This window comes from Nostoc sp., from assembly GCF_036917755.1.
Taxonomy (GTDB): Bacteria; Cyanobacteriota; Cyanobacteriia; order Cyanobacteriales; family Nostocaceae; genus Nostoc.
The window spans coordinates 1-26,935 of the sequence record NZ_JBALFC010000160.1; the positions used below are offsets into that span (position 1 = coordinate 1).

The 26,935-nt window shown below is 41.0% G+C and carries 23 protein-coding genes; 10 read left to right on the forward strand and 13 right to left on the reverse strand.

What is annotated here, in order from left to right; genetic code table 11:
- The first annotated feature begins 328 nt into the window (after positions 1 to 328).
- Complete coding sequence (locus tag V7L05_RS34450; protein WP_335170760.1) at positions 329 to 577, forward strand: hypothetical protein; 249 nt, start codon at positions 329 to 331, stop codon at positions 575 to 577.
- Between the two features lie 253 nt (positions 578 to 830).
- Here the strand turns inward: V7L05_RS34450 and V7L05_RS34455 are convergent, their stop codons facing one another.
- From V7L05_RS34455 to V7L05_RS34465, 3 genes are all read right to left on the reverse strand, one after another.
- The gene (locus V7L05_RS34455) at positions 831 to 3,881 is read right to left on the reverse strand and encodes a helicase-related protein (protein WP_335170761.1); all 3,051 of its coding nucleotides are present in this window, start codon (positions 3,879 to 3,881) and stop codon (positions 831 to 833) included.
- 233 nt (positions 3,882 to 4,114) lie between these two features.
- Complete coding sequence (locus V7L05_RS34460; protein WP_335170763.1) at positions 4,115 to 5,977, reverse strand: type IV secretory system conjugative DNA transfer family protein; 1,863 nt, start codon at positions 5,975 to 5,977, stop codon at positions 4,115 to 4,117.
- A 127-nt stretch (positions 5,978 to 6,104) separates the two neighbouring features.
- Positions 6,105 to 6,338: a hypothetical protein gene (locus V7L05_RS34465; RefSeq protein ID WP_335170764.1), complete on the reverse strand. Its 234-nt coding sequence runs from the start codon at positions 6,336 to 6,338 to the stop codon at positions 6,105 to 6,107.
- Positions 6,339 to 6,519: 181 nt separating this feature from the next.
- Here V7L05_RS34465 and V7L05_RS34470 point away from each other — a divergent pair, with 181 nt between their 5' ends.
- The 4 genes from V7L05_RS34470 to V7L05_RS34485 all read left to right on the forward strand — a co-directional run bounded on the left by V7L05_RS34470 (position 6,520) and on the right by V7L05_RS34485 (position 10,160).
- On the forward strand, positions 6,520 to 7,626 hold the full coding sequence (locus V7L05_RS34470) for a DUF5895 domain-containing protein (protein ID WP_335170765.1): 1,107 nt from the start codon (positions 6,520 to 6,522) through the stop codon (positions 7,624 to 7,626).
- A gap of 384 nt (positions 7,627 to 8,010) precedes the next feature.
- On the forward strand, positions 8,011 to 8,520 hold the full coding sequence (locus tag V7L05_RS34475; RefSeq protein WP_335170766.1) for an SDR family NAD(P)-dependent oxidoreductase: 510 nt from the start codon (positions 8,011 to 8,013) through the stop codon (positions 8,518 to 8,520).
- 91 nt (positions 8,521 to 8,611) lie between these two features.
- Positions 8,612 to 9,574, forward strand: coding sequence for an alpha/beta fold hydrolase (locus tag V7L05_RS34480; RefSeq protein ID WP_335170767.1), 963 nt, complete (start codon positions 8,612 to 8,614; stop codon positions 9,572 to 9,574).
- A 40-nt stretch (positions 9,575 to 9,614) separates the two neighbouring features.
- Entirely contained in the window at positions 9,615 to 10,160 is a 546-nt protein-coding gene (locus V7L05_RS34485; protein ID WP_335170768.1) for a cupin domain-containing protein, read from the forward strand.
- A gap of 55 nt (positions 10,161 to 10,215) precedes the next feature.
- Here V7L05_RS34485 and V7L05_RS34490 read toward each other — a convergent pair whose 3' ends face one another.
- From V7L05_RS34490 to V7L05_RS34500, 3 genes are all read right to left on the reverse strand, one after another.
- Positions 10,216 to 10,995: a hypothetical protein gene (locus V7L05_RS34490; protein WP_335170769.1), complete on the reverse strand. Its 780-nt coding sequence runs from the start codon at positions 10,993 to 10,995 to the stop codon at positions 10,216 to 10,218.
- 3 nt (positions 10,996 to 10,998) lie between these two features.
- Positions 10,999 to 12,960 carry a M23 family peptidase gene (locus V7L05_RS34495; protein ID WP_335170770.1) on the reverse strand — a complete coding sequence of 654 codons (1,962 nt, stop codon included), beginning with the start codon at positions 12,958 to 12,960 and terminating at the stop codon, positions 10,999 to 11,001.
- Between the two features lie 113 nt (positions 12,961 to 13,073).
- Positions 13,074 to 13,382 carry a hypothetical protein gene (locus tag V7L05_RS34500; protein WP_335170771.1) on the reverse strand — a complete coding sequence of 103 codons (309 nt, stop codon included), beginning with the start codon at positions 13,380 to 13,382 and terminating at the stop codon, positions 13,074 to 13,076.
- Positions 13,383 to 13,521: 139 nt separating this feature from the next.
- Between V7L05_RS34500 and V7L05_RS34505 the strand changes: the two genes are divergently transcribed.
- From V7L05_RS34505 to V7L05_RS34525, 5 genes are all read left to right on the forward strand, one after another.
- Entirely contained in the window at positions 13,522 to 14,205 is a 684-nt protein-coding gene (locus V7L05_RS34505; RefSeq protein ID WP_335170772.1) for a hypothetical protein, read from the forward strand.
- A gap of 171 nt (positions 14,206 to 14,376) precedes the next feature.
- A complete protein-coding gene (locus tag V7L05_RS34510; RefSeq protein WP_335170774.1) occupies positions 14,377 to 14,850 on the forward strand; it encodes a hypothetical protein in 474 nt (157 codons plus the stop codon).
- A gap of 229 nt (positions 14,851 to 15,079) precedes the next feature.
- Complete coding sequence (locus tag V7L05_RS34515) at positions 15,080 to 16,858, forward strand: bifunctional 3'-5' exonuclease/DNA polymerase (protein ID WP_335170775.1); 1,779 nt, start codon at positions 15,080 to 15,082, stop codon at positions 16,856 to 16,858.
- Positions 16,859 to 17,331: 473 nt separating this feature from the next.
- Entirely contained in the window at positions 17,332 to 17,634 is a 303-nt protein-coding gene (locus V7L05_RS34520) for a hypothetical protein (RefSeq protein WP_335170776.1), read from the forward strand.
- Between the two features lie 278 nt (positions 17,635 to 17,912).
- Entirely contained in the window at positions 17,913 to 18,128 is a 216-nt protein-coding gene (locus tag V7L05_RS34525; RefSeq protein WP_094345573.1) for a hypothetical protein, read from the forward strand.
- Positions 18,129 to 18,243: 115 nt separating this feature from the next.
- Here V7L05_RS34525 and V7L05_RS34530 read toward each other — a convergent pair whose 3' ends face one another.
- From V7L05_RS34530 to V7L05_RS34560, 7 genes are all read right to left on the reverse strand, one after another.
- Complete coding sequence (locus V7L05_RS34530) at positions 18,244 to 21,465, reverse strand: helicase-related protein (protein WP_335170777.1); 3,222 nt, start codon at positions 21,463 to 21,465, stop codon at positions 18,244 to 18,246.
- Between the two features lie 35 nt (positions 21,466 to 21,500).
- Positions 21,501 to 21,791 (reverse strand): type II toxin-antitoxin system RelE/ParE family toxin, encoded by a 291-nt coding sequence (locus V7L05_RS34535; RefSeq protein ID WP_335170778.1) that lies wholly within the window; start codon positions 21,789 to 21,791, stop codon positions 21,501 to 21,503.
- Positions 21,779 to 22,126, reverse strand: a complete 348-nt coding sequence (locus tag V7L05_RS34540) for a hypothetical protein (RefSeq protein WP_335170779.1) — start codon at positions 22,124 to 22,126, stop codon at positions 21,779 to 21,781. The genes V7L05_RS34535 and V7L05_RS34540 overlap by 13 nt, the downstream gene beginning before the upstream one ends.
- A 159-nt stretch (positions 22,127 to 22,285) precedes the next feature.
- The gene (locus V7L05_RS34545; RefSeq protein WP_335170781.1) at positions 22,286 to 22,504 is read right to left on the reverse strand and encodes a hypothetical protein; all 219 of its coding nucleotides are present in this window, start codon (positions 22,502 to 22,504) and stop codon (positions 22,286 to 22,288) included.
- Between the two features lie 86 nt (positions 22,505 to 22,590).
- Entirely contained in the window at positions 22,591 to 23,253 is a 663-nt protein-coding gene (locus tag V7L05_RS34550) for a Uma2 family endonuclease (protein ID WP_334876165.1), read from the reverse strand.
- A 55-nt stretch (positions 23,254 to 23,308) separates the two neighbouring features.
- Positions 23,309 to 23,914, reverse strand: coding sequence for a Uma2 family endonuclease (locus V7L05_RS34555; protein ID WP_335170782.1), 606 nt, complete (start codon positions 23,912 to 23,914; stop codon positions 23,309 to 23,311).
- Positions 23,915 to 24,164: 250 nt separating this feature from the next.
- The gene (locus V7L05_RS34560) at positions 24,165 to 26,834 is read right to left on the reverse strand and encodes a DUF1156 domain-containing protein (protein WP_335170783.1); all 2,670 of its coding nucleotides are present in this window, start codon (positions 26,832 to 26,834) and stop codon (positions 24,165 to 24,167) included.
- Positions 26,835 to 26,935: the final 101 nt, after the last annotated feature.

The window sequence follows — 26,935 nt, forward strand, 5'->3', positions numbered from 1 at the left end:
CTGCTGGTTAGAGAGTTGTGTATCAAGAAGTATCAAAAGACATAAGTGTTTTAGCGATCGCTCTTTGGAGAAAAACTTTTTGGTTTACTGATTAAATGCCTATCCTCAAATTGCTCAGTGGGTTTATCAAATAGAGGAACTTGCACCGGAAATTTTTAAATCTCGCAAGAAGTTATTAGTCGATAATCCAGTTATTGCACCTCTTGCAATTAATGACGATAAGCACTTTATTCAAGTATTAACAAATATAGCATTTAAACAAGGTGTTCCCAGGCTTTATGAATGGGCTATACGCCATCCTCATTTAAGCTGGCAAGACCGGATAAAGTTGTGGACTACGGCTAGACAATACTCAGTTAATCCTAACCAAATACAACTCGTAGTTTTAGCATTACATCCTGTTAAACCAGCCCAAAGATTAGATGTACGCTGGAATAAAAAGGATCAGATGCAGACTGAAGAATGGTTAATTAAACTACTGACTAAACCAAAAGATAATCCATCAAAAATCCGAGAAGCTAGTAATAATTTATCATCTATGACCAATTTAGATGCTATTTTAGAAATCCAAATTTAGCAAATAAAAGAACTCATAGAAACTTGGATTTGTCAGTAGTTAATAATTTTTCTTGTGGACTACTTGATGCAATAAAAAATTTTGGCTCTATCGTACCCCTTATACAATTCAAAATTTCTAAAAATCATTAATTGTAAGCCTTTAAAAAGGTTTTAACCTGATTATGCTTCAATTAGTATAAAGGCATCGGTAGAACCAAATTTTTTACCCAGTGCAAGTTAGTAAAGGAGCAGCTATACTGCTCTTAAATGACCTATGACAAAACGGCTACCAGTGCTACCGGAATTGGTAAAAAGTAAGTTTGCCGACCTAGACGAGGAAGCTTTCTTCCTTTTTGCAACCAATCATTGATTTTATCTGCTGCCACTCGTGCTTTTTCAAGCACATGAGATTCTATAGTGACTGACTTCGATTTAAGTGCCTCTTCTTCTAGCAGAGAAATAAGCTTATGAACGTCATCAGCACAAGCACCTTGGGTCTGGGTCTGCAAGAGTGTTTGAATATTATTATCAAAGGCATAAAATGTCAGATAAGACAACAAGTCTGTTGATGAATTAATTTCTGCCTCACGCATAGGATGGGTAGCAAACAGTAAATAACGCACCCCTAGAAGCTTAGGGAATATATCGTAAAGACCTTCAGCAGAGACTGTAGCAAAGTCAGCTTCACGCAATCTTGCTAAAGAATAGGTAAGTTCCCCTATAGGATCAACGCCTTCAATAGGACGATGTTTTAGAACATTCCCTTTTTCTTTTTTACGCCAAGGACGAAGACCTGCTAAAGAATAGGTTTTGCCAGCACTGCCAAATAGTTTGAACTCTGGGTCAAAAGTTACTTTCTTACCTTGTATTGTTGCAACTTTTGCTTCTGCTTTCTCAATTGTAGTAACATCTCGAAAAACAGGTCGTTCCCATAATACAGTATCAATTTTTAAATTGAACTTTTCTGCATCACGAGGCGGCAATCCAAGTTGTGTCCAACGTTGTAGTCGTTGAACAAGCATCTTACGATCAATTACTGATTGCTGCTCAATATGCTCTTGAATTTCTCCTAACCGTCGTTCCATTTCCTCATTTTCTTTCTTTGCCTTTTCTAAAATTTCGTCTATGAGTTGTAATTGTTCAGCTTCTACAGCGTTAAAGATTTCATCTTCTTCTTCACTACTAAGTGAGCCGAGAATTTTCAGCCGTAATCTTTCGTCCTTTATACCCAGTGCCTTGAAGCGTTCACGCAATGCTCTATCTCTTTTCTCCTCATGTGTGCCAGCTATAATCAGGTAGTAAGAAGTAACATCAGAAATTTGTCCGAGCCGAGCGACACGACCATTGCGTTGCATTAATACAGCTGGAGACGGACTTAAATCCCAGTGGACTACCTTATTTGCCACCTGGAAATCAAATCCTTCATCTGCCGCAGAAGTGGCTACTAAAACTCTAACATGACTATATGGATCGCGAAATTTAGTGACAGCTTTTTCTCTTGCAGATAAGTCAAGATTACCTGTTAGTTTTTCACTTTCTTTTGGAAGAGCTTTTGTAATTATTTCACAAGTCTGCAAGCTTTCAGTAAAGACTAAAAACCTTGATTCAGGATACTCTTCTAATCTATCTTTCAGCCAGGTTAATTTTGCATTTTCTACCCCTATGCGGTCACTAGAATCTGCCAAATTGAGTAATTTTAACCCCATCTCTGTTAATTCAAAAACTTCCTCTTGTTCAGCAATAAAGCCATCGTCTTCACTATCATTTTTATGTAGCTTTTTACTGAATTCCTGAATCTCCTTGATTTGCCCCTTTTGTGATATCACTTTAGCATCGAATTTAAAGTTATCACTAGGAAATTCTACGGTTTCGTGTCCTTTTTGATTATAGGCAGCTAGTTTTTGGGAAATTTCTTTAATCAGCCTGCGAAGATTCTCTGTACCTCGTGATGTATCTTTTCTATATACGTCCTGTGTCTCCCATGTTAAGTGCCTAACGCACCAACGGAAAATCCAGCAGGCTCCTGCAAAGGAACTACTAGTAAGTCGTTTCTCAAGTTGTGCAATCGCAAAACCACCAAAATTCTCACCATGATCTGTGTAAATACTTTTTACTGTCTCACGAATTTCCTGAATAATTTCAAGGTACTCAGGACTAGTGTTGAGAGGCGGACGCTCAATCTTGAGATTAGGAAATAGACGCTCGTTAGACCAGTTAAAAACATTGTCTTGATGTCGCCAGATAACAGCAGCAGCTGATTTTTCTTCAGATTGTAGACTTCCTACTAGACTTGTTTCATCGACATCTGGTGAATAAGCATTTGGAACTGCTATTTGATGAGTAAGAAGTCGGAGTAAATTAACAAATTGGGGTTTAGAGCGGAAGGGGGTTGCACTCATAAAAATTACAAGACTGGGTGGTTTTGAATTAGGCCAAAAATTCCCAGTAATCATTTGATAAGCAGCCTCATATGTCCTTGTCGAACTTGTCTCAATTTTCTTAACGTTCACCAGATCACCATCACTGGCACAATGATGACATTCATCAATAATCAGAATTTCTGGGTTAACGAGTTCTGTTGGCAAATTCTTTTTATTCGTTTTCTTCACATAACGTCTGGCTGCGTCAATACTGGCTATGTGAATGCCATTGATGTTGTTATTTCCATATTCAATGAAAGAGTTATCAATTTGAACAATACTTTGTTCACCAATAGCACCCTGTATAACTGATTGCAGCTTTAAACGGACATCATCCAAAAGACCACCCTTTGTAAGATAAAGGCAACGAAACTGGTCAAGACTTCCACGAGTAATCAGAATATCTCGCAATACCAAGCCAATCTCAATAGTTTTACCAAGCCCAACCTCATCTGCAATCAATAGACGCTGCACTCGGTTTTCATTTGTCCTCATGTACTGTTGCAATGCAAGTTGGTGAGGAAAAGGATCTTTTTCACTTGCTGTAATACGGCCAGAAAAAATATTAGCTAATAGCTCCAATGCACCAAGGCGCATGATGGTACGATTTTGAAAATTAGGGTCAGGTGCATCGCTTTCTATTACACCCTCGCCAGGGTGGTATTCCTTTGAGTTTGTAATACGTGTTTTAACTTCGGGAAAGCGTGAGAATAGATTATCCCAGTCCCGAAAACTTCCAAATGGAATACCTCTCCGTTGCGTCAGTTCATTTTTATTCGCACTAGTTCCTATTGTGTAGGAGTAATGAGCATAAGCGGGAGCATCCGGGTTCTCTGGATCAGCAATGACTAAATCAACGTGTTCACCGCTTAGGGAGGGAATTTCAAATAACTGGTAGGTCATGATCTATGTTTTGTTCTAAATTTGGTGAACCTAGTTTGGTAAGCCTAATTTGCTTTACCTAATTAACCATAGATTACTGATCTCAATTATGTCAAGTCTAAAAAGACAATGTTTGTATTACTCAGTTGACTGCAAGTACTGAAAATGACTTGATTAATATGATACGTGATACTCCTAAGTATTACGTAAGAAATCTTTAATATGCGATATTACATTGATAATGAATACTCAGGTTATTGCAATCCTGGTGTTTGATAAACTCGCCTAGTAAAATTGTCCAAAACATCAGTTTCACTGTTATTAGACTCATGTGCAGGTGCTACATCTTCTTCTGGTAATGGCAACATCCGCGCGGCTGACTCAATCCGTTCATGTAATGCTTGTGTTAGCGTTTTAATATCAGGAATTGTCACCTGACTTGACAATGCAGGTTTAACTTGTGTGTCCCAAAGAGCCTCACTATCATGCGCTCGTTTTTCATCGGCTTTGGACACCGGAATAATTAAAGGATAAGGAATAGAAGCTTGTCCCTCTGAACTGTAACCAGGACTGGTAATTACGCACTTGCCTTGAGGAAATTTCAAAATTTCGTCAGCACTGATTACAGGCATTTTTTGCAAATTCTCACTCCAGCTAATTGAACGGCTCATTTGTCCGCCAAGGGATCGCCCTGTGGTACGATTTTTAATCAGCACTTCCTTCTCACCGTAACGTTTGGAGTAATCTTCAGCCGTTTTGTAGTTACCAGGATTGAACAAAACATGGGTACTACAAGCTGATGCGATCGCACTCCCCATTTTATCCCCATAAATATCGTAAAGTTGCTCTAAACTTTGGATACCCAGAATAAAGCAGGCACCATTGGAACGATATTCATTAATCCACTGAGGTAAGCGGTCTAGTTTTATAGATGGCAATTCATCCAAAGAAATAATCAACGGGTCTTTGCGGGGACGGCTCAAATTACCAACAATCATCAAGTGCATTGCCGCTGCCAGCAGAGGCCCAACCACACTGCGACGTTCATCATCTAGCTTGAACACCACCATCTCTCTACCTTCAAGCTTAGTGGGAATGTCCGATTTCCCTATAAATGCCCTCAGCAAATCAGCTTGGATGAAAGATGAGAAAGTACCTGCTGCTGTGGTCAAAATCCCCGAAATAGTCTTCTCTGCATCCTTGGCACTCAAAAATTGAATAAACGAAGTCGCTACCCATTCATCTAACCTTTTGGACTGTACCGCATGGTCAAGACGCTGTACCAGTTTTGGCAACCGCAACACAGCGTAAAGCATCGCCATATCTGGGTAAGGAGAACCCTTGACTAACTGTAAAAGTGCTTTAGCTAACAAGTCCCCGGCTTTAGCAAAGAACTCATCACTTTTACCACCACTGGAAGCATTGCGGTTAATCACTTGTCCAATTTCCCCCGCCATTACCCCATCCCGTGCATCACGCATATAATCTAAAGGATTAATCACACCGCTAAAGGGTTCACCGGGGGCAAATACTCGCACTTTGTAACCATAACGGGCAGCTAGGGGTGCATGGAGTCGTAGTTGGTCGCCCTTCTTGTCATAGAGTAAAATCGGAAAACCTTGCTGCATAGCACTTTCTAACATCCGGTCTATGGTAGAGTAGGTTTTACCAGACCCAGGCGCACCTATTACCAGTGTTCCCCTTTCGGCATTGGGAAACCAAACACTAGGAGATGCACCTAACATTGTTTGGAGATTAGTAATTAGCGATCGCCACTTGCCTTTTACCCAATAGCGAGGAGTTCCAGACCACAGGGTAACTTTATTGTGTTTGCACTCCTTGATTTGCTTGAGTGCTAGGTTAGTTGCTGCTAGTTTCTCGCTGATACCGGAGACTTTACCAGTGGTAATTTTTCCCTTACCACTACCACTGATTTGCAACAACAGTAAAACGAAGAGCATTCCACCGACCATCATCCAACCTTGGGGATTGTTATACTGTTGAAACAACTTGCCAAAGTCAATGCTAGCCAGAGGTGTTTGAAAGGATGACACTTCAATTAATGTCGAGTTAGCAGTGATCTGGTTGTGTGGTAGATTTTTCTGGTAAATGTTCATAGCAGTGAAGTATGCATTTAACAGAAATTTTAGCTACCAATTGAAAGCTAAAGTATTGACCTTTTGGACATTTTTTTAGAGGTGTTAGAAACTCTATTTCTAGAGGAGTGTCAGATACATGACAACTTTATGAGTGGTTGCTGTTAAACCTGGCCAATAAATCCTTACGGGAGAGATTTGATAACTGCAACAGTAAAGAAGCATACTCTTGTGAAGGTAGCTCTAGAATAGGCTGAATAATTGTGGCTAATTGTTCATCCAGCCTACCAAATCGAACTGTTAGTAAATTTTCTACAACCATACGTTGCCCTTGCTTTTGAGCCTCTTGCTCCCACTGTATATATAGTGGTGATAATTTCATGATTAACCTCCTTTCATCCTCATATATATTTTCGCTAGTTTGTAAATTAGCATTCAAGATACTTTATGTGATGGCGTAATTTAAATCTGTGGTGGAGAGTAATTGCCTCATAAACAACGATTGGTAAATAAGTTTTGAGGCTAACGCCTCATGCGTTGGGCAATCATATTTATGTACTCAAATGGTTAAATCTAGGGTTTCAAACAATTCTAATCGCTCCAATCAATCTACTGCCAAAACTGCTGCTTCTAATCCCAAAGCTAATACCAAAGCTCAAGCAGCTAAATCTAAAGCTCCTAACACTCAATTGTCAGACCTTGATATTGACGATATTGACCCAGAACTTCTCAGCGACAGTTATAACCAAGTTAGACGACCGTTACTGCCTTACGGCATTGTCGTTAATGACAAACCCGCTGGACTTCTAATTCCAGAAGATCAGCTAGAAAAGGCTGGCTGGCTTGATATGCCACAGGAGGACGACCTAACTATTGTCACCCTAACGGAAGATGTTACTGGACTTTTAATTACTCAAGCACGGTTATTAGTTTTAGCTTTTGTACCAGAATATATCCGTTATAAATCAGATGTTGAAGACTTAGGTGGTTCTTTTGTTGGACTTTATGATGAATACAAGCATAACCTTGACAAGAAAACAATGGATGTGTGTTCAGAACATGCACTGGTGTTTCTAGATGAGGATAATCAACCCCTGCATACTACTCCTGTCGTTGTCCGCTTTAAGAATGTAGCTCTCTGGAGTTTTAAGTCAGTGCGTGAGGAGTTTTACCGTTCTTTGGAGAAAACCTTTGCTGACTATTTCCAAGTGCCATTTAGTGGCAAAAGCGATAGGTGGCGTAGCTTAGGTGTGCTGTCAGTCGAGTTCAAAGCTGTCAAAGAAGGTGAAGGTAAGAATAAACACGACTGTTGTAAGACTGTAGATTATACCAAACCCACCGTTGAAAATCTGTCTCAATTTTATTTGGGTCAACCCACAGCTAAAGCCCTAATTTGGCAACAACATAATGCGATCGCTGGTTTTAATGAACCTCAATCCCTACCTGCTTTGCCAGGAGAATCGGTGTCTGTAGACGTGGAAGTATTGCCACCAAATAAGAATAGGAACAAAACTCAAAGCGTTCGTAAATCCAAACCAGCGACCAAGCCACCTCGCAAAATTCAACTTATTGACGATGACGACTTCCTCGATGAAACCGACGATTTGGAAGCTGAGTTAGACGATGATGATTTTGAGGAGGAAGACGATGAACTAGATGATGAGGAATAGTCCAATGCAACTATAGCGTCTGTGCTGGTAAACTAACCACTACTCAGTGCTGAGTAAATTAAAAGTTACTCAGTACTCATGTATTTGGTACATGCCCCGCACGCCAGCTCCTTCACTTGGGGAAACCCAGACGCTCTCTACGAGACGGTGCGCGTAGCTTTATCATTCTTTTACTTGGTGATTTTATCTACTTTCTCTCTCTTCTGGTACAAGTTATTGTCCGGATAAGTGGATAAGTTGAAACCAAGAATATAAACAGGACAGGAATAGTCATGACACAGAACCCTAGTGCAGAACAACTGGTCTTAGTTACCGGAGCAACGGGCAATCAAGGCGGTGCGATCGCCCATCAACTTCTCCAGCGCGGCAAATTTAATGCGATCAATGGTTGAAAACCGAACGCTTGGACAGCCGCTGAGTCCCGAAACGAAATTGCAGCAGCTTTCTGAAAAAGACTACGGGGCAATGGTTGCTGAAGTGTTTGAGCGACCCGCAAACTTCATGAAGCGCGAAATTGAAGTTGCCAGTGTGGACATGACTGTGACGGGTGCTGCTGGTGGTATTGGTAGTGCGATCGTGCGCCGCTTCCTGTCTGAGGGTGCAAAGGTGTGTGCAGTCGATAACCGGACAGACGCACTCAATCAATTGGTAGTCGATCTCAGCTCGCCAGATGCGTTGCTAGCGATCGAGGCAGATGTCAGTAGCGAAGAAAGTTGCTACAGTCTCTCCGCTAAGATAGAACAGACGTGGGGTACAGTCGATATTCTAGTTAATAATGCGGGGAATTTCCCCGCCACTCCGTTTGAGAATATGATGCAGCATTTATCACAGGTCAGACGATTAACGTCGATGGTGGCAACAACTTTGTCTAGTGTGGAGCATCGACCCGATTAGAAGCAGACTTTGGCTCTTTAACTCAACTTTTAAGATTTGGTATTACATATTCGTTCCACACGGTAACGAGTGAATTCATCACAGGAGTTTTATGATATCCAACCGATCGAATGTCTTAATACCGGGTTTTGTCAGCGAGACGATCAACATTGATGGAGTCAACATCCACTACAAAATCGGCGGTGACCCTAACGGTCAACCCGTTCTACTCTGGCACGGCTTTCTTAGTACTAGCTACGCATGGCGTTCGGTAATGTCCCCACTAGCACAAGCTGGGTATGCAGTACTCGTACCAGATATGCGCGGCTACGGGGACTCCGACAAACCAGCCGGAACCAAGGGCTATGATGCCCGCGCCCTCGCACTTGAGTTCCGCGCCCTCGTCTTGAAGATCGGCTTTGGGGCAGGGCAGCCACTTACGCTGGTCGCTCACGATATGGGCGCGCCGCCAGCTCTCCTTTGGGCTAGCGATCGCCCAGAGGAGATCGCGGGACTGCTATACATTGAGGCACCCGTAATGCTATCCGAGATCCTCACCAAGATTATCGCCTATACGCCTGAAGCGATGAAAGAAGGGTCGATGTGGTGGTGGATTCTCCCACTCGCACCCGACGTGCCCGAACGTCTGGTCGTCGGTAACGAGCGTGCCTTTTTGACTTGGTTCTACGAGCGATCCACATTTGATCGCAACTCCATCGAGCCGGAAACTGTAGATGAAATTCTGCGAACTTTCTCCAGTCTAGAAGGCGTGCTCGGCGCGATGGGTGTCTACCGAGCGGCATTTGTCACCATCGAACAAACAGCACCTTTGGCTGGAATCCTCGGTCACAAGGTGAAAGTGCCCATCGTGGCACTCGGCGGTGATCAGGGATTGGGTAGAAAAGTTGGCGAGATGGTAAATGCGATCGCCAAGAATGTCGAGCAGTACGTCATCCCCAATTGTGGACACTTCGTGCCCGAAGAGTGCCCAGATGAGGTTGTACGCCACGTATTGACCATGACAAATAAAGTTCGTCAAACTGCGACTTCACCTTCTATTGGATTACGCCCGTGATCGATACTGACCCGTAAATACAAGCAACAGGAGCAATACAATGAACAACCACTCAATTACTTCTCAGTCCGCCTCGCCGCTTCCGCCTGATGATCTCCAACGGCATCTCACCGTTGCACAACCAAACGAAGATCAGAACTTGCCTCACATCGGGGTTGTAGGAGACACCTACACAATCCTAATAACGGGCAAAGACACCGACGGTCGCTACTGCCTGATCGATATGCATATCCCGCCCGGCGGCGGTCCTCCTCCCCATCGTCACGATTTTGAGGAGTCGTTTACCATTCTTGAGGGCGAGATCGAGACCACCTTCCGCGGGGAAAAATCAGTTGCGCGAGCTGGCGAAACGGTTAACATTCCTGCTAACGCACCCCATCAGTTCCACAACGCATCCGATCGCCCAGTCCGGCTATTGTGCATCTGTTCACCAGCCGGGCAGGAAGAGTTTTTCATGGAAGTCGGTGTCCCCGTCGCTACTCGGACGACGGCACCCCCCAAGCTTGATGAAGCTGCCCAAGCAGCATTCAAATCTAAATCCGAAGCCCTCGCTCCAAAATACCGAACGGAGATATTGAAACCTTGAAAAGTTCGTAGCCGTCGATCGTCTGTCAGCTTTAGGTAAAGTGCTGATCACACCTCTAGACAACACCAAGAATGTCTAGCTGTGGCACACAAGCCTCCCGCTTTTGCGATTCACAGCAACTCGTGTTATTAGTGAAAAGCTGACTATCAGCAAGTTGATAGCCAGTGCCATTGAAACAAAAATTCAATTGGCGTAGCTGCTCTTGCTCGGTTTGCAGTACTTTAATGCACGGTAATGCCTGACCTCGATTCTCTCCCACTTCTAACAAATGCTTATCTGGTGGCAGATTGGGATTCAAGTAACTCAAGAATACCTGAGTAATTGGTTTGTCCTTTCTGAGCCAGTAGCCAGTATACAGACATCCCAAAGCACCACAGACATCAGGCGTATTCAAGTTGAAAACCGCGAACCTACCGTCTTTTCCTTCCACACTCCAAGCCAGTATATTTTTAGCAGATACTTTGGCATTCAACTCTGTATTTTCTACAATCACCTGTTCAATTACTGAAGCAGGCACAACATTAACAGCTTTGTTCCAAGTAACGGTTGCCGCATTTAAGCTACAGCCCCCTAAGCTCATGAGAATCGACAGCAACAAAAAGATGCCCAAACCAATCCGAAACCAATGAATCCAGTAGCGTACCCTCATAGTCGGTGCTGGTAATTGATATGCAGTTGTCTTCAGTGGTTGAGACTGACTAGGGGAGGCGGAGTCAGAATAAACTCCCTTTCCTTCCCCTGTTTGCCCAAAGTGTATTTTTGAATGCAGCTCAGTATCCAGTATTTCTTTTATCTCATGGGGTGAGGTAATAGAGGTTTTAGATAAATCTGTCATAGTCTACCTCCCATTTTCAGTATTTTTAGCAGTGCTGATGTAGCTAGAATTTACATTAGGAGAACAGGTCAGCGTTCCATTCTCGCTATTACTGTTGCGATAACTAGCTAAAGCGGTTTTGCCGTAATCTTTGAGACTGAGGCGACCGAGGGCATCTGAGCCATTTCCATCAACTTTGCTGTAATCACCACCAAAATGCTTTTGAGCCACTCGTTCAATTAGGCGTTCGCCCGTAAATGGCTGTCCTCTAGCCGGATCGATTTGCTCTTGTGTCACTTGAATTTTGTTAGCCATATCAGCCATAAACGCCCTATCTTGGTCAGCTGGAGGAAAAAACTCAAATAGTTCAGCCTCTGTTGGTTGATGCCCTTGCCCCACTTGACTGAGAAACTCTTGACTTCCAGGCTTGGCAGCAATTAACTGCACTGCGTAGGGGTTATAACTCATGAACTGGTAGCGACCGAGAGCGCGACCACAATTTAAACCCCCATCCGCACAGGTATGTATGCCAACTGCTTTGTAATCCCCGCTACCAGCGCTTTCAATCTCCGCAATTGCATTTGAGAGCGATCGCAAATCAATACCGGACAATGATTGACTTGTTATCGATTGACTGGCACTACTAAAGGTGCATGGATTAATCTTCTCTCTTACTCCAGTACGGTTGGTAGTGCTAGCTTTTGGCTCTTTTGTAGCTCCAGTTGGTAAAGACGCAATATTTGTCCTCTGTTCACTCAAATTGCCTACAAATATCAGGGAGTTAACCTTGTAGCTGAAAAAAGGAACAGGCCCGATAAAGTAAGGTGTACAACCCATTCGCCAAGCACAGAACCGAAAGAACAAAGCCGTATCTACCGTATCAGTGGTTTCATCCGGCTCCATTACCACCACCTTAAAAGCTTTACCAAACGGTAGCCTTCCTGTTGGTTCCCGACCGTTATTCACTGCTTTTAGTATACCCCGCCCGCCCTCGACTTCTTGATATTTACCGGAAATCCACTGCTTTCCTTCCAACTTACTGCGATCGCTACGACCTGTATTTTCCAAATCATCCAATTCTAAGTAAGCGCAGTCTTTTTCAGTACAAGGCACAGAAAACCCTTGCACGTCTGAACCAGAAATTGTATTGTTACGGTGGTTTTCTGTTGGCCCATAAACTACATCAATCCGCATTACCAAGCTACCAATTTCAGTGATGGGATTAGGCATTAATCCTAAAGGTACTTGTCCCAAACCAGGAATATCCGAAACATTGCTATTCATCCAACCTGTAAATTGTTGTAGCTGTACTGCATCTAAGTTAGGAATTGAAGAAATAGAAAACTTTGACAAGTCGATTTCTCCCAGCTTCATTTGCCCAACTTCATACTGTGTTAGTACCTGAGCTAGTGTTAAATTAGATGCGGCAACTCCCTGAGATTTTAGTAATGTGGCAACAGGTGTAATATTGTTTACTTGTGTATTAGCTAATTCTGGAACAACCTGAGCTAAATGGCTCAATGTCTGCTCCCCAATCAGGGGAAATTCACTCAAGGCAATTTTGTTTAAATCTATACTGTTAATGTCTGTGTTAGCCTCTGGTACTGTGCGTAGAGTAGCGATCGCCTGCAAAGAAAACTCCTCTGCCTGCAATGCTTCACTGATATCTCCTAACTTCAAATATTGGTCAGGAGTCATACCCACATTCCAAGTGCGACTCAGGTCATAACCTAGTGTTTGACTGTAGGGACTGCCATCAATTGCACCGGATTGACTGATACCTGGTAGCTGGACTAGAGAAATACGGCTCCAGTCTGGGAGCAAAACTTTAGTAGCAGGTAGTCGAGACTGAGGATTTGCAACTTCTACAATTCGAGTTGGTAAATTGCCATCACCAATTGTGTTGATTGTAGCTTGTGCGGCGATACTATAAATAATACAAGCAATGACAACCAGAAGAGATATCCATGCTTTTGGTATCTTCATAATTCCAGGTTTAAAAATGACAGCAACTATACCCCAACAAGCAAAGTAATTTATTGAATAAAAACCCAATTAATTATTGCTTCTGGGGTATAGGAAGAGAGTGAAAATATGACTTATAACTCTAGCTCTGGGGATGCTGACTGTTGACTTTTCTTAGACTTGTAACCGGAGCCAGATCCATATCCTGGTAATTGGGGATTGGGATTAGCAGCCGATTCAGTGTAAGGTGTATCCCCAAGATTGATTTCAAAAATATTCTCTTGATAACCATCCCTAAATTGGTCTGCTTGCAAGGGATTACTACTATCTTCAGAACTTGATTGCTCAACACCGTAACCTTCAGATTGATAGCCACTGCCAGACTGATAATTACTACTGTCGCCAGTATCAATATTTTGGTTAATTGTGGGTTTGTTGTTCATTGACATTACCTGAAAAAGCTGTATCAATGCCAGCATAAAAAGATTTATCTGATATCAGCCTTCACCTATTGGACATTAATTTTTTAGCCGATTGGCTATTTTTGGTGATGCGCTCATATCGAGATGAAAAATGGAGCAAATGAATTTAATTTCACCAGAAATAATGGCAGAAATCAGTGATGGTAATAGTACCAAACTGCCAGACAACACCCGAAAAATGCTGCAAATTATGGCAAGTTTAAATACACCAAAAGAATTATTAGCAAGTCTTTTGGAAATAGCTGAATTTTCCCTACACCATGTTCACTACCTTGCAGGGCCATTGGTAATTCATCGCAGTCCTTGGAGTGATACAATTCCCCAATGGCTGAAGTTTGCTTGTATTCAGGAGCGATTAGAACTTATCTTCACTGAATACGAACAGGATCAGGTTGGTGTTACCAGCACAGCCACAGAAGTTCTTACCTACATGATGCCTGCAACTTACGAAGCACCTTTACATAGGGATTACACTGACCTTTATCTTTGGGTAGGTAATGAAGTTTTAACAAAATACGATAAATTACCAAAGGGTTGCAAGAGTTTTTATGAATTTATAGGTGATACGAGCAATGCCAGCAATAATCGCATCATTCATTTTAATCAGGTAAAAAATGAATTCAACTATCTTAGCAGGTCAATTCGACGCAGCATAGTTAAACACGCAGCACAAGAGGGATGGGGTAAGCGTCATGTCAATGCCAAGCCTAACTTAGACTCAATCCAAAGCACTCCAACTCCTAAACCTTCATCAAATTCAACTGTGCAAATTAGCTTGTTCTAAATTTTCCATAAATCCTCAGTCTATTCAAATTTTCATCTGAGGATTTTTCTGTTAAATGGAAGCGATCGCTTCTTTAATTATGAACATAAATTTTCAAGTTAGTCATCATGAATACTCAAGAAATTCAAGAGATTTTAAATCATCATTGGAATTACAGCCTTATATACCGTTGTGATGGTCGTTGATTTCGTTGTGGGAATAGTCCATCTATGGCAGAAATTTACACTCAACATCGAAAACACAACATCTGAAAAATCACACCTGGAATCTATTGATATTAAGAAATCTCTCAATTTGAAAAATCAAAATCAATCAACTAACCGTATTACATCAAAATCAGAACCTCAACCAGACAACTTTATTAGCATTGATGTAGACAAAATTGATTTACGGACAGCCAGAAAAATTGCCACTGCCATCAAAAAAGCTTCAAAATCTAATCCTGACTTAATTATCAAACAAAAAGTCAACAATAAATGTGTTCCTTTAGCCTGGTTGCAAGCACAGATTAAGCATCGTTTAGAACTGGCACCAGAAATTGTCACACCCATTATTAGAGAATTAACTCCTACTGCTTTGACATCTGTTCGAGAGAATATTCAGCATTCTAACATTGCAAAAACAGGTAAACGTAAAGTCAGTTAATCATATAAAGAGAGGAATATCGATATGGCGGTTATCGCTCGGATGAGAAGACAAAAGTACTTGCTGTACAATCTTTCCAGCAAAGTTTTTGTATCTCCCTCAACTGCACACCGCTATAGTATTACCTCTCTTTAATAGTTTTTCAAATCCTTGTATAAAACTAAATATTTTGAAGTTGCTAGATATACAAGCTATCGCTTATAGGTGAGAAATTCAAATTTAATTTATTATGAATACAGGCTTAATAAATACAGATAACACCAGTATTTATACTCCAGAATATACTCTTGCTTCCAATCTTTCAACTCTTAATTCTGCTCTCCAACCTCTGTTTCAGGCAGAAGTTTTAGCCATAGATTGTGAAACAACAGGACTTGACCCTCTAACTGATTCTATTAGACTGATTCAAATAGCTGCACCAAACCATCCGGTAGTGCTGATAGATTTACCGGCTATTCCCAAAAGCGATCGCCAACTGCTCAAAAAACTGCTTTGTAACTCTGCTCTCAAAATTGCACATAATGCCAAATTCGACTGGCAATTTCTCACACTCGCAGGACTTCAACCCTCTGGTCAATTCTTTGATACCCAACTTGCTTATAAAGTTCTAACCGCAGGATTAAAAACAAGCTCATCCTTACAAAATATAGCTAAAAAGCTACTACACCTTCAACTAGATAAAACTCAACAAATCAGCGATTGGTGTAAACCTCTTAAATCGGTTCAATTGCACTATGCCGCCGTAGATGCTGCCATATTACTTGACCTTTACCCAATTCTCCTCAACAAGTTAAAACAGGCAAAGTTACTTAAAATTGCCCGACTGGAATTTCAGTGTATGCCTGTTGTAGCTCAAATGGAACTTAACGGAATGCTATTTGACTTGTCTCGATGGCAGATACTGGGTGCAAAACTAGAAGCTGAAAAAACAGATGCTTTAAACCAACTCAAGCAACTCCGTATTGCTAGTTCTCAGATGTCATTGCTGCCAGAACTGACAGATGCAGTAAACCCGAATTCACCTCAGCAAGTTTTGGCTGCTCTACAAGCTATTGGTATTAAAATCAACTCAACTAATCAAAGTAAATTAGTTTCTTTAGCTGCACAGTATCCCATAATTCAAGCATTGCTTTCTTACCGCCGTCTATCCAAAATTATCGGCACTTTTACCGAGAAACTACCCCAGCATATCCACCCCAAAACTGGGAGAATTCATCCCAACTATTATCAATTAGGGGCAAAATCCGGTAGATTTTCTTGCCGCAAACCGCCTCTACAAAATATTCCCCGTGATCAAGCAGCCCGTAGCTGCTTCATTGCTGCCCCTGGCTATAAAATTATCAAAGCCGATTACTCCCAAATAGAACTACGAATTATGGCTCGGCTCAGTGGTGATACAAAGATGTGCCAAGTCTATCGCCAGGGAGCTGACTTACATCGATTAACAGCATCTCTAGTAACTGGAAAATATATCAATGAAGTGACTGAGGAAGACCGCAGACTAGCAAAAGCAATAAACTTTGGATTGATTTTCGGTATGGGCGCTGCCAAACTCCAAATTTACGCCCAAGTAAAATATGGGGTGGCAATGACATTAGAACAAGCAAAAGCTTTCAGTCAACGATTCTTTGAAGCTTATCCTGGAATAGCTAGGTGGCATGAAAACATCAAACGTAAATACATCCAAGGCATTAAGGAAAGTCGTACACTAGCAAATAGACGACGGAGATGGGTAAACAAGCCCCGACTATCTGAGCTATTTAACCATCCAGTACAAGGTTTAAATGCCGACATCAACAAATTAGCTATGGTAAAACTTTCAATTCCATTAGCTAAATTCAGAACAAAACTCATCTGTGTAAGACATGATGAAATTGTACTGGAATGTCCAGAGACTGAAGTTGACCAAGTTAGCCATATATTACACAATTGTATGGTTGCTGCTGCCCAAAAGTTTCTCAGCCCTATTCCAGTTGTTATAGATATTAAAATATCAAATAGCTGGTGAACTACCCCAACTTGCGGAGTCTGACTGAAGTTGGATTTGCAGTCAAGCTATTCTGAGAAGATTTGTCAAAAACTCAATTGCCCTCCTCACAGTATAGCTTGTGCAAAAATGTGGTTAGAGGGCGTTTCGTTTTTGACTCGAAGCACTATCCCCGCCCTATCCCAATACCGTTTAGTTAAGGACATTTATCTGTTGGGGCGGGCTGTTCTTGAGCAGGGGAAGCAGGGGGAGAAAAAGGCTTAACCCAAGCGTATTGCACCCTATCCACTATTTCTGGTTCTTCCTGAATCGGTATTCTAGCCATTATAAATAACGGAACTATTTTAACTATATCTGCTTACGCAGATTTAGAGTGAATCCAGAGTTTAACACTAGTTTATTTGGGTTGTATTTGTGTGTTCATAACACTCTGCAACTGACAAATACCTGATGTAATAAATGAGTTTAAATATTTACATATTTGAGGTGTATCAATGTCTAACCCCCGGATTTTAGGGGCAAGAGAAATTCATCTAATTTCACTCTACAGTCACTGGGAATTTGGTATGAAACCAGAACAATTTTATGCCAAATGGGATGTGAGTTATGAACAAATTGCCTTAATATGCTGTCGTTCTGATTCTACGGTCAGAGGTTGGTTTAAGCAAGGTAAGTTTAGACGCTATCCTCAGCCTAATGATTTACGACATTTGGCATTCATGGACTTTTTACTGGAACATTTTGAAGAAGTTCCTGAACAACTTTGGCAATTGCTATGTCTGACTCATTCGCCTTGATCTCAATAATATTTCTGTTCTACATATAGCAATCCGGTTTGATTACTGAAAGGTTTTTAAAACAAAAGCTTTGCCCTGCAAGGTTTTCAGACTCAGTACACAATATTTCATTCCAGTCGGAACGCTATATATCTGTCAAATCAATCTAATACACACATAATTACAATTGTCAATATCAATTTGACCTGTCTTTGAGTATACCTCCTCGTTTAAGGTAAATATTGGCGATTTTAAAGCACATAACATGGTTATTTTACAGCATTTTTAAGGGGTAAAATATGACTTATTCTGAGCAATTAAAACCGTGGTGTATTGTCCATGATATTCCCAATCAAGAAAATATTGTTGTGAAAAGATTCCGCCGACGTGATGATGCTGTTGCTTATCTGCAAGTGTTGAGGCAGTCAGGCAGAGATATTGTTTTTAAAATCATTTTTAAGGCTAAAAACGTCAAGATGCCACGGGAAAATGAAGCTTTGAACGGTTCGTTTTGAGAAGATTTTAAAATAATAAGAATACTAACTTACCGGATAATATAATCCCGTATTTTTGTTAGATTACCACCCCATACCCCACTAAGCCAGTAATATAAATGTTAAAACTGTAGTCTCAACAATTAATGGTTTGTAGCAATTTTTCAAACAAGGGATCGCCAAAATTCATTAAACGTAGTGAAGGCATTTCATCAAAAATATTAGGGTAAAAAGTAACCATGTAATTCTGCCCTTTGTAATTCAGTTGCCAAGTACGTTCGCTCCTTCTCTCAAACTGCACACCATTAGCTTTTAAAATTACTGAGTAGGTGAATAACTGCTCAATAGTTCCTGGCGTAAAGGGAGCTGAAGCAATTGGTTTTTGAATTTCCGCTAAGTCAGCTTCTAAATCCATTGCTACCATTTCCTCAATTGCTAGACTAGGTGGTGGGCTGTCTAACACAGAATCGAATTGAGACATTAAAACATCCTCTTCTTCTGGATCAGCACTCATAACAGCCCGTTCAATAAAGGTAGGGACTTGGGCTAAAATAGGCTGAAGATTACCAACAACAGTGGCAAAGGCATTAATGCGATCGCGCAATTTTCGATAAACTTTCGCTTCTACAGTGCCATCATAGTAAAAATTGTGAATTCGCACAGTCGGATATCTTTGTCCAATGCGGTCAATTCTCCCAATACGCTGTTCGACCCGCATAGGATTCCAGGGCATATCATAATTAATCAACACGCCGCAATTTTGTAAATTCAACCCCTCAGAAGCAGATTCAGTACAAAGGAGAATTTTGATTTCATCTTGGCGAAATCGGCGTTTAATTTCTTCCTTGGGAACTAGACACCACTCCCCATTCTGGTACAGTTCTCCGCCACGGCCTGAGTAACAAGCTACTTGGCTACCGTACAACTCCTTCAATGTATCCCGTAGATAGTCCATCGTGTCAGTGTACTGGGTGAAAACGATCGCACTTTCTCGGTCAGTTAACTCTTGGCGTAAAATCTGAATAAAGCGAGAAAGCTTGCTATCTTCGCCAGTGTTTTCAAATTGGCGTAGTAATTCTTCAAGATATTGAATTTCCTGGGGGTCTACTGGTTCAAAGAAAGATTCCAGCCCAGCAATCACCGCATCATCCTCATTATCCACATCCACTAAATCGTCGTCACTTAAAACGCTCCCCCGTTGAGTTAACAAATAATCCAAACGACGTTGCAGAGATGACTTGATAGCATAAAATGAACTGGTCAAACGTTTGCGGTAAAGGGTCATTAAAAAACCCAAACAAGAACGCTGATCTATTTGTGCCAGTCGGTAAAAGTGACGTACATAGTCGCTGACAGCTACATAAAGCGGTACTTCCCGTTGGGGTTCCAGCGTAATAGCGTTATCCTGCACAACTCTGGTGGGAATATCCCGCTCTAACAGTCCCCTCTGATAGTATTGTCGGAGAGTGTCGCGGGTGTGGCGGAACATCAAGTCTTTTAGGGGCGTGTTCACTGTCAAGTATTGGCGTGAGGTGTCGATAAAGTCTTCATCTGCCAATAGTTGTTTGTGATTGGAGATTTTCTTACCCCGTTGCCAAGTATCCTGCATTTTGTAAGCGAGGATGCGATCGCTCTTGGTCAAAAACTGCTCTAATCTAGAACAAGGTTGTCCGCCGCGCCCAAAATAATCGCTAGACATGACTTGCCAAAAATTAATTACTTCCTGCTTGACAGCACCTTGTAGCGAGGCGAAATAATCGCAGAAGTTATCGCCATAACTCCAATGCCCCTGCAATCCCAGCAGGTTTAACAAGTCGAAAACTTCTATGGCATCAATTTGCATGGGAGTTGCTGACAAAAGAATCAGGGATTTAGTCTTCTCCTTCAACTGTGTCATTAACTGTAACAAGCGATTGGGTGTTTCTTTGCGGTCTTGAGGACTTTTGCGGCGTGCGTGGTGTGCTTCGTCTAAGATTACTAAATCCCAAGGTTCTGCTGATAGTAGCTGCTGCATTCTGTCAGTTCTCCGCACCAAATGAGAAGAAGCCAGGATTAAATCTTGGGTATTCCAGGGATTAGCTGCTGCGGGGATAGTCCGCTTGTAGGGGTCTTTAAATTCTGTAGATGTGTAACTCCAAAAATGCAGATTAAATTTTTCCCGCAATTCTTCTTGCCATTGGGGTTGAACACTAGCAGGTGCTAAAATCAGTACCCGCCTTACTTTTTTGGATAACAGCAGATAACGCAGAATTAAACCAGTTTCAATTGTTTTTCCTAAACCAACTTCGTCAGCGATGAGAAAACTTTGGGGAAAATTTTGAGCAACGCGGCGCAGTATTTTAATTTGGTGTGGCCAGGGATGAATGGGAATTGATTTTAAACAAAAGTCCAAGCAGCCGGGATGTTCATGAATATTGGCAAGTTGAGTAAATGCCAATCGTTCTTGTTCACTGATGACAGTTAACTGTTGACTGTTAACTGATGAGGGTTCACTGTTTATTTCAGTCAACTGTGAACTGTTAACAGTTGACCAATTTTGTTCACTATTAACTGTTAACTCTTCCCCGTCAACCGTCAACTGTGAACTGTCAACATTATTAATTGGTCTAGAGTCAAATTCAGCTTGGGCATTCCAATCAGGTTTAGTAGATTTTGCATAACGCAACAGCTTTTTCTGTACCGCCTCTGAAACTTCAAAAACTCGCACGTTAGGCGATACGTCATACCAAAGTTGCTCAAACCTCGCTTCTTCTTCTTCAACTCTATCTAGTTCCCTTCCTCCCTCCCAAGAACAATAAACGTGAAATGATTCTACATTCCTCTCCCAGCCACCGATAGATTCGTTATTGGAACCATTAAATGCTAATTTCTCGCCCTTGCTATCAGTAAAAATGCCAACTTTTTCGTGAAATATATGCTGTGGGTCTAGTTGCTGTGTACTATCTTCAGGTAGTCCATTTTCTTTGAGAGGAATAGCAATTTTAATATCGAGATACTGGTTTTGAATCAACCAACTGAGAATTTCTAAGTGTTTGAGTTGGGCAAAACTTTCTGGTGGTTTTAAGTCTGCGTCTAGACGAGATAGCAATGCGTCTCGCAGTTCGTATCCCTGTTGAATTGCTTGTAAATCTTGGGGGCTAAACTGACAACCCATGATTAACCGCATTCGCCCCTTGTTATGCAGCATTGCACCTAAACCCCGTGCAACTTTACTTAAAATGGCACTGCTAAAGAAACCTGCTTTCCGGTCATATTGAATGGCACACTCTAAAGCAGGAATGTAGAAATCACTGATGGTGTTATGGGTGTTGCTGGTGTAACTAATTTTCCAAGGATATTCACGTAGAATTTTCGGCATATTATGCGGTTGTTTATATCCCTTAAAAATTAATACTAACGAGGTCGATTCTCTCGCCCGTGATAAATGCGTAAAATAACAACATCATCCTCAAGAATAACGTAGTGAATTATAAAACCGTATTTACCAAAAGAAACTAAAAGTTTTCGCAGCCCTGCTATTTCATCTACAATCGCACCTCGACGAGGATTCTGCTGTAAACTCTCGCCTGAAGAGACAATTGCTTGTACTGCCCGTGCTGCTGCATCAGGATTATTAAGTTTGATAAAATCATAATGACGATTTAAGTCATTAACTGCACTTTCTGTCCAAACTATCTCGGACATGGGCGTTCTGACTCAGTTCCCAAACTGTCTGCCCACTCGCGTACACGGCTATGCGTCACTCCTGAACCTGTCCGACGGTACGCTTCAAGAGCAGATTGACTCTGCTGAACCATTTGGGCTTCAGTAAGAGGTTGAAAATTTAATGCTGTGTCTATCTCACCTACCTCAAATGATTCTTCTGTCGTTTGAGTAGCTTGATTTATAAGTAACTGCTCAAAATCTTCTAAATCCCCAGATGAACTAGTAAGCCATGTTAACAGGAGAGTTTTTACCTGTTCTCCTGGTAATGTTTCAAGATGTTCTAAAATTTGCTGTCTAAGATTGCTTGCTGTCATAAGCTTTTAATTTCCGTAATAGCTCTACTATTAAGTACAACATTTCTGATTTAACTCTTATCTAATTTTAGCTAAAATAACAGAATTTACCAAAATTAGTAGCTTTTGTTGTTGGCGTTTCACCATAATTATTAATAATCAATAATTATGTTCTTCTATTTATTTAAAGATTTCTGTTAATTCAGGTTGGTTCTTCCAAGCCCCAAATAGTTGATTGAGTTTTGCTAGTCTTTCTGCTTCCGTTAAGGGTTGTTGTGGTTCTGTAATTTGACTTTCAATAAATTCTAAGTCTACTATAATTTTTGTCCCATCTGCAATATTATTAAGTTGTTCTAATATTTCAATGTTTTGTCCACGTTTTATGCCTCTAACTTTCATGTTTGATTATCTCCTTATTAGTTAAATGATGACTGATGACCAATGACTGTTAACTGTTCACTGTCAACTGTTAACCGTCAACAAAATTAAAGTGTATTTGGGTCAATTCCTTGCTGTTGTAATCTGGCTAATAAATTTTGCAATTGTTCTTCCGGGGTTTGGTATCTGTTACCATTTTCGTCATACCAAAACAGCCATTCTCTTGTTCGTCCTTGATAATTACCCTGTTCCCGTCCAATACCTAAACCAATTTCGGGCATCCAAATTTTATCCCCTGGTTGTAAAATGTATTCACCATTAATTAAGCGATAAACTTCTAAACGTTGACGCTTACGACGTAACCGTGTTGGTGCATAAATAACATAATACAAAATGCCTAATTGTGCATAATCAATTTTTTTCTGTTCATATTCGCCATTGTAAGTTTGAGAAACAACTTCTAAAGCTAAAATTGGTGGAATACCCTCTTCTTCCCACAAAACATAACTAGAACGTCCATTTTCTCCCACAAAACGTTCAACACCCAAACTCAGGAATCCATCCGGGACTATGGCTCCTTTATTGGGTGTATAGTAAACTCCCATGTTAATGCCGAAAAACCAGTCATCGCGGTTTTGCCAAATAGCGGCTAAGATGGCTAACAATAAGTTGGGAATTAATATTTGCAGTTCGTTATCCACAGGGGTATCATCTGAATCTGGTAATTCTGCCGATGAAGGTAGGCATTCTAAAGGATTGTAGTTATACATAATACATTGGTGGTTGACAGTTATGAATTAACAGTCATCAGTTATCAGTGAACGGTTAACCATTTTGATTTTGCAATGCTTTCCGATATAGTTTAACCGCCTGTGTTTGATTAGTTTCACTGACAAAACTAGCTAATAAAACAGGGTCTAAATTTGGCAGTAATTTACTGTAAGAATTTTGAGTATATTTACCGTCAATTTCTGATAAATAATAAAAACTAAATTGCTGGTTTTTCCAAAACCAAACTTCTTTTACTCCCAAACCTCGATAAACCTCTAGTTTGTCAATTCCGCCACTAGTTATAACAATCTCTATGGCAATATCTGGGACTTCATTTAGTTCTCCAAGACAGTAACATTCATCTGGTTCTGCGCCTTTTTTCGCGGCTTGCTTACGAAAGGTGGTACTACCATAACCATTAAGATTAATGTCTCTTTCCTCTGCATAAGCCTCTAGTAATCTAGCAATTATTTTTTTAAGGCGCTCATGTTCTGGAGAGGTAGTCATGATAATCTCTAGTGTTCCTTCTAAATAAGTCATCCGGGGAAATTCATCAATAAACATATCAGAGAGTTGTTCGTATTGTTCCCAGGTGACATCATAAAGAATGATACGTTGGTCTTCGGTTGGTTGAAGTGTCTTCGGGTCTAAAAGTAACATAAGTTGCTTGACGGTTAATAGTTGACGGTTGACGGCGATGCACTGAGCTTGCCGAAGTGTTGACAGTCATCAAAATAAGCTCATTTGTCCCCCTTCATTTAAGGTTAACTTAGAAAATATTAGGTAGTGGGAGCATCTTGCTCCCTGGTGTATTAAAAACGCGGGAAAAATATTATACAAACGCGGGAAAGATATGATCATACAAACGCGGGCAAGATGCCCGCACTACAATTAAAATCAAAAATAATTATCAGAATAAGTTCAATTGTCCCCCTTCATTAAATGGTATCTCAGGTTGCACATAAGACACTTTCGCTTTGATTTCATCCATAGCCAACCACAAATCTAATAAGGCTTTTTCTTCAGGAAGGCGTTTCTTTTCATCACCAATGCGCGGAATTACTTTCAACGCTACTTCAAATGTCCGCATAAATAAATCGTTGCTAACTAAGCCAGTATTTTTGAGGAATCTACGGACTGGTTCTGTATTGTCTTCTTCTTGGTAAAGGGCGATAATGGCGTGGAGTCCATCAACTAAATATCTGGCAGAAAATTCAGTATCGGTGACAGAGAAGGCGCGTTTTTTCAAGCGTTGTTGCGGGGTGAGTAATTTACAGTAACCGCTTCCAGAATCGAGTAATTTGTGTTTTTTGACTAAATCGGAGACATCAAAACCACCGACTGCTAAAGCCAGTTGTCTAGCTTCATCAAAGGGGAATTCTCGCGCTTCAAAGGTATCCCATGCCAAGATGTACCATTGGGTTAAGGGGTCGATACCGTTGAAGTCTTTACCTTCTAATAGCTTTTGTAGTCGGTATTCGACTACTGCTTGGCGTACTTCTTCAAATGCTGCTTTGGGTTCAACTTGATTACCTGCGCTGTCGAGGACGGAACTATATTTGGTAAACACACTCAAAGCAGAACCGAAAGCACTTAAGCACAAGTTTATACCAGGGGGTTTAATGCGGCGTTGTGGATCTGCTACTCTATCAGCAGCAGGACGAGCATCTTCAGTTAAGCATTTTTCGAGTTCTGGTGCTTTTTCAAAGACGATATTTCGCACGTCAATTCGCACGTCATCCCACCAAGCTTGTTCGGCGTTAGGGTCGCGTTTGCGGCATACTAAAAGCACGGTGCTGGATACTGCGTTTTTCTGTGCTTGGTGCAAGTTTTGCGGATTTTCGGTACTGACTGCCCAAGATGCGGTAATCTTGAAACCAGCATCGATGAGAGATTTGGCTAAGACATCCCACGCGCCGGAGTCCTTGTGGTTGAATTGCACTGTCATTACGCCGTCGTCGCGGAGGACTCGGTGGTATTCAGCGAACGCCATAGCCATTTTTGCTTCATAGTCTTGGTTGGCGAGAATTTCTGGGGATACTCCCATGTTACGGAAGCGGGAAGGGTTGGCGACGGCTTCTTTTTCTCTGTCACAGAGTTCTAAGTAGAATAATTCTGGGAAAATATCGCCAAGAGTCCGTTTCATCCAAACATAAAAAAAGTCTGCTAAATCAGCATAAGGAATTGTTCCATAATATGGTGGATCTATCACAATTGCATCTATAGATTTGTCAGAGATATGAGTTAAATTATCGGCTGATGCTGAGTTAATTTGTATAGATTTTGGATTGTGTTGTTCGAGTCCGGGAATACCTGTAGAGCCTGGTTTAGTGCCGAATAATTCACAAATTCTAGAATATCCTCCTTGAACAGTTTGTGAGTATACTGACCACAGCTTATTATTCCCTGAAGCTTCAACGTAATTCCACATTAAATTGAGTGCATGTTGGGATGATGACAATTGAATTCCCCAACTGCCCGCAGGATTCAAATGTGTAAGTCTACTATTGATATCTACACATCTATCTAAAATTAATGCCAAATATAAGATAATTGGCTCTAATTTATCCCGTTCAGGCTCAACTATAATTAGTTTTTTTGCATCATTAATAATTTCTATATAAGTAATAAGACTCAAAAGCTGGCGAGGATTAAATAGGTCTAGCCAAGTTTTACAATAATTTAGAATTTGTCCGTGGTCGTTAATAATTAATTCTGAAGGAGCCAGATCAATGTAATGTACTTGCTTTAATTTTTCGTCTAAAAAGTTGACTGACAATTCATAACTTTTTAAGTCTTGCTCCCTTGGAGTCCTAAATTCAAGACTTCCTAATCCTTTTTTGTAAGCAATAGCATATAATTGTTGGGACAAACCTTTGGATAAAGCCTGAACTTTAATTACGTCATCTTCAATTACATTTTTACAATTAGGACATCTGCCTACACCCCTGCTAATAGTAATTGCTGTTTCTGGTTCATATTCTCCGTTCTCTGTTTGAATTGTTGTTCCTTTACCCTTTTTTCCCTTAACTAATTCAAAATAAACCCGCTTATTTTTTGGGTCAGCAATTGGCTTTACAGCACACCATTGTCCTTTTTTTTGCGCTCCTGGAGACCTATCTAACCACCAATTTGGACTAAGCGGTACAACAGATTCACAACTTGGACAAACAACCGTATGCGCCCAAAAATAATTCTGCACAGTTTCTCCAGGTAAAGATGGGAAAAATTCAGCTAACCTTTTCTGGGCTTCATCCCCTACCCACTTCACCCATTTATCAATATCCTGCTGCAAATCTGGGCCAAACTTTAGCGGATATTCCATCGCCGCCTTCATCGTCACCACTGCCACAGGATTTAAATCAGAAGCCAGCACATTTAACCCATATCTCGCCGCTTCAAAAGGGATACTTCCACCACCTGCAAATGCATCTAAAACTGTGGGTGTGCGCGTTCCCCAAACCTTCTCACAATAATCCTGCACCTTCTTAATTTGCACAGAATTTGGCGGAGTTTTATAGAGCTTTACCTCTTTCCCTGGTACTAAGCCCAGCAAATATTTAAATTCTTCCTGTGTCACATTTTCAGTAAGCGTTCAGGGGGTGCAAAAAAGACGGAAAATAATTCCCAAAATCAAGCAATAAAATTAGGCAGCATTCAACAAGTCACAATCATCATCAG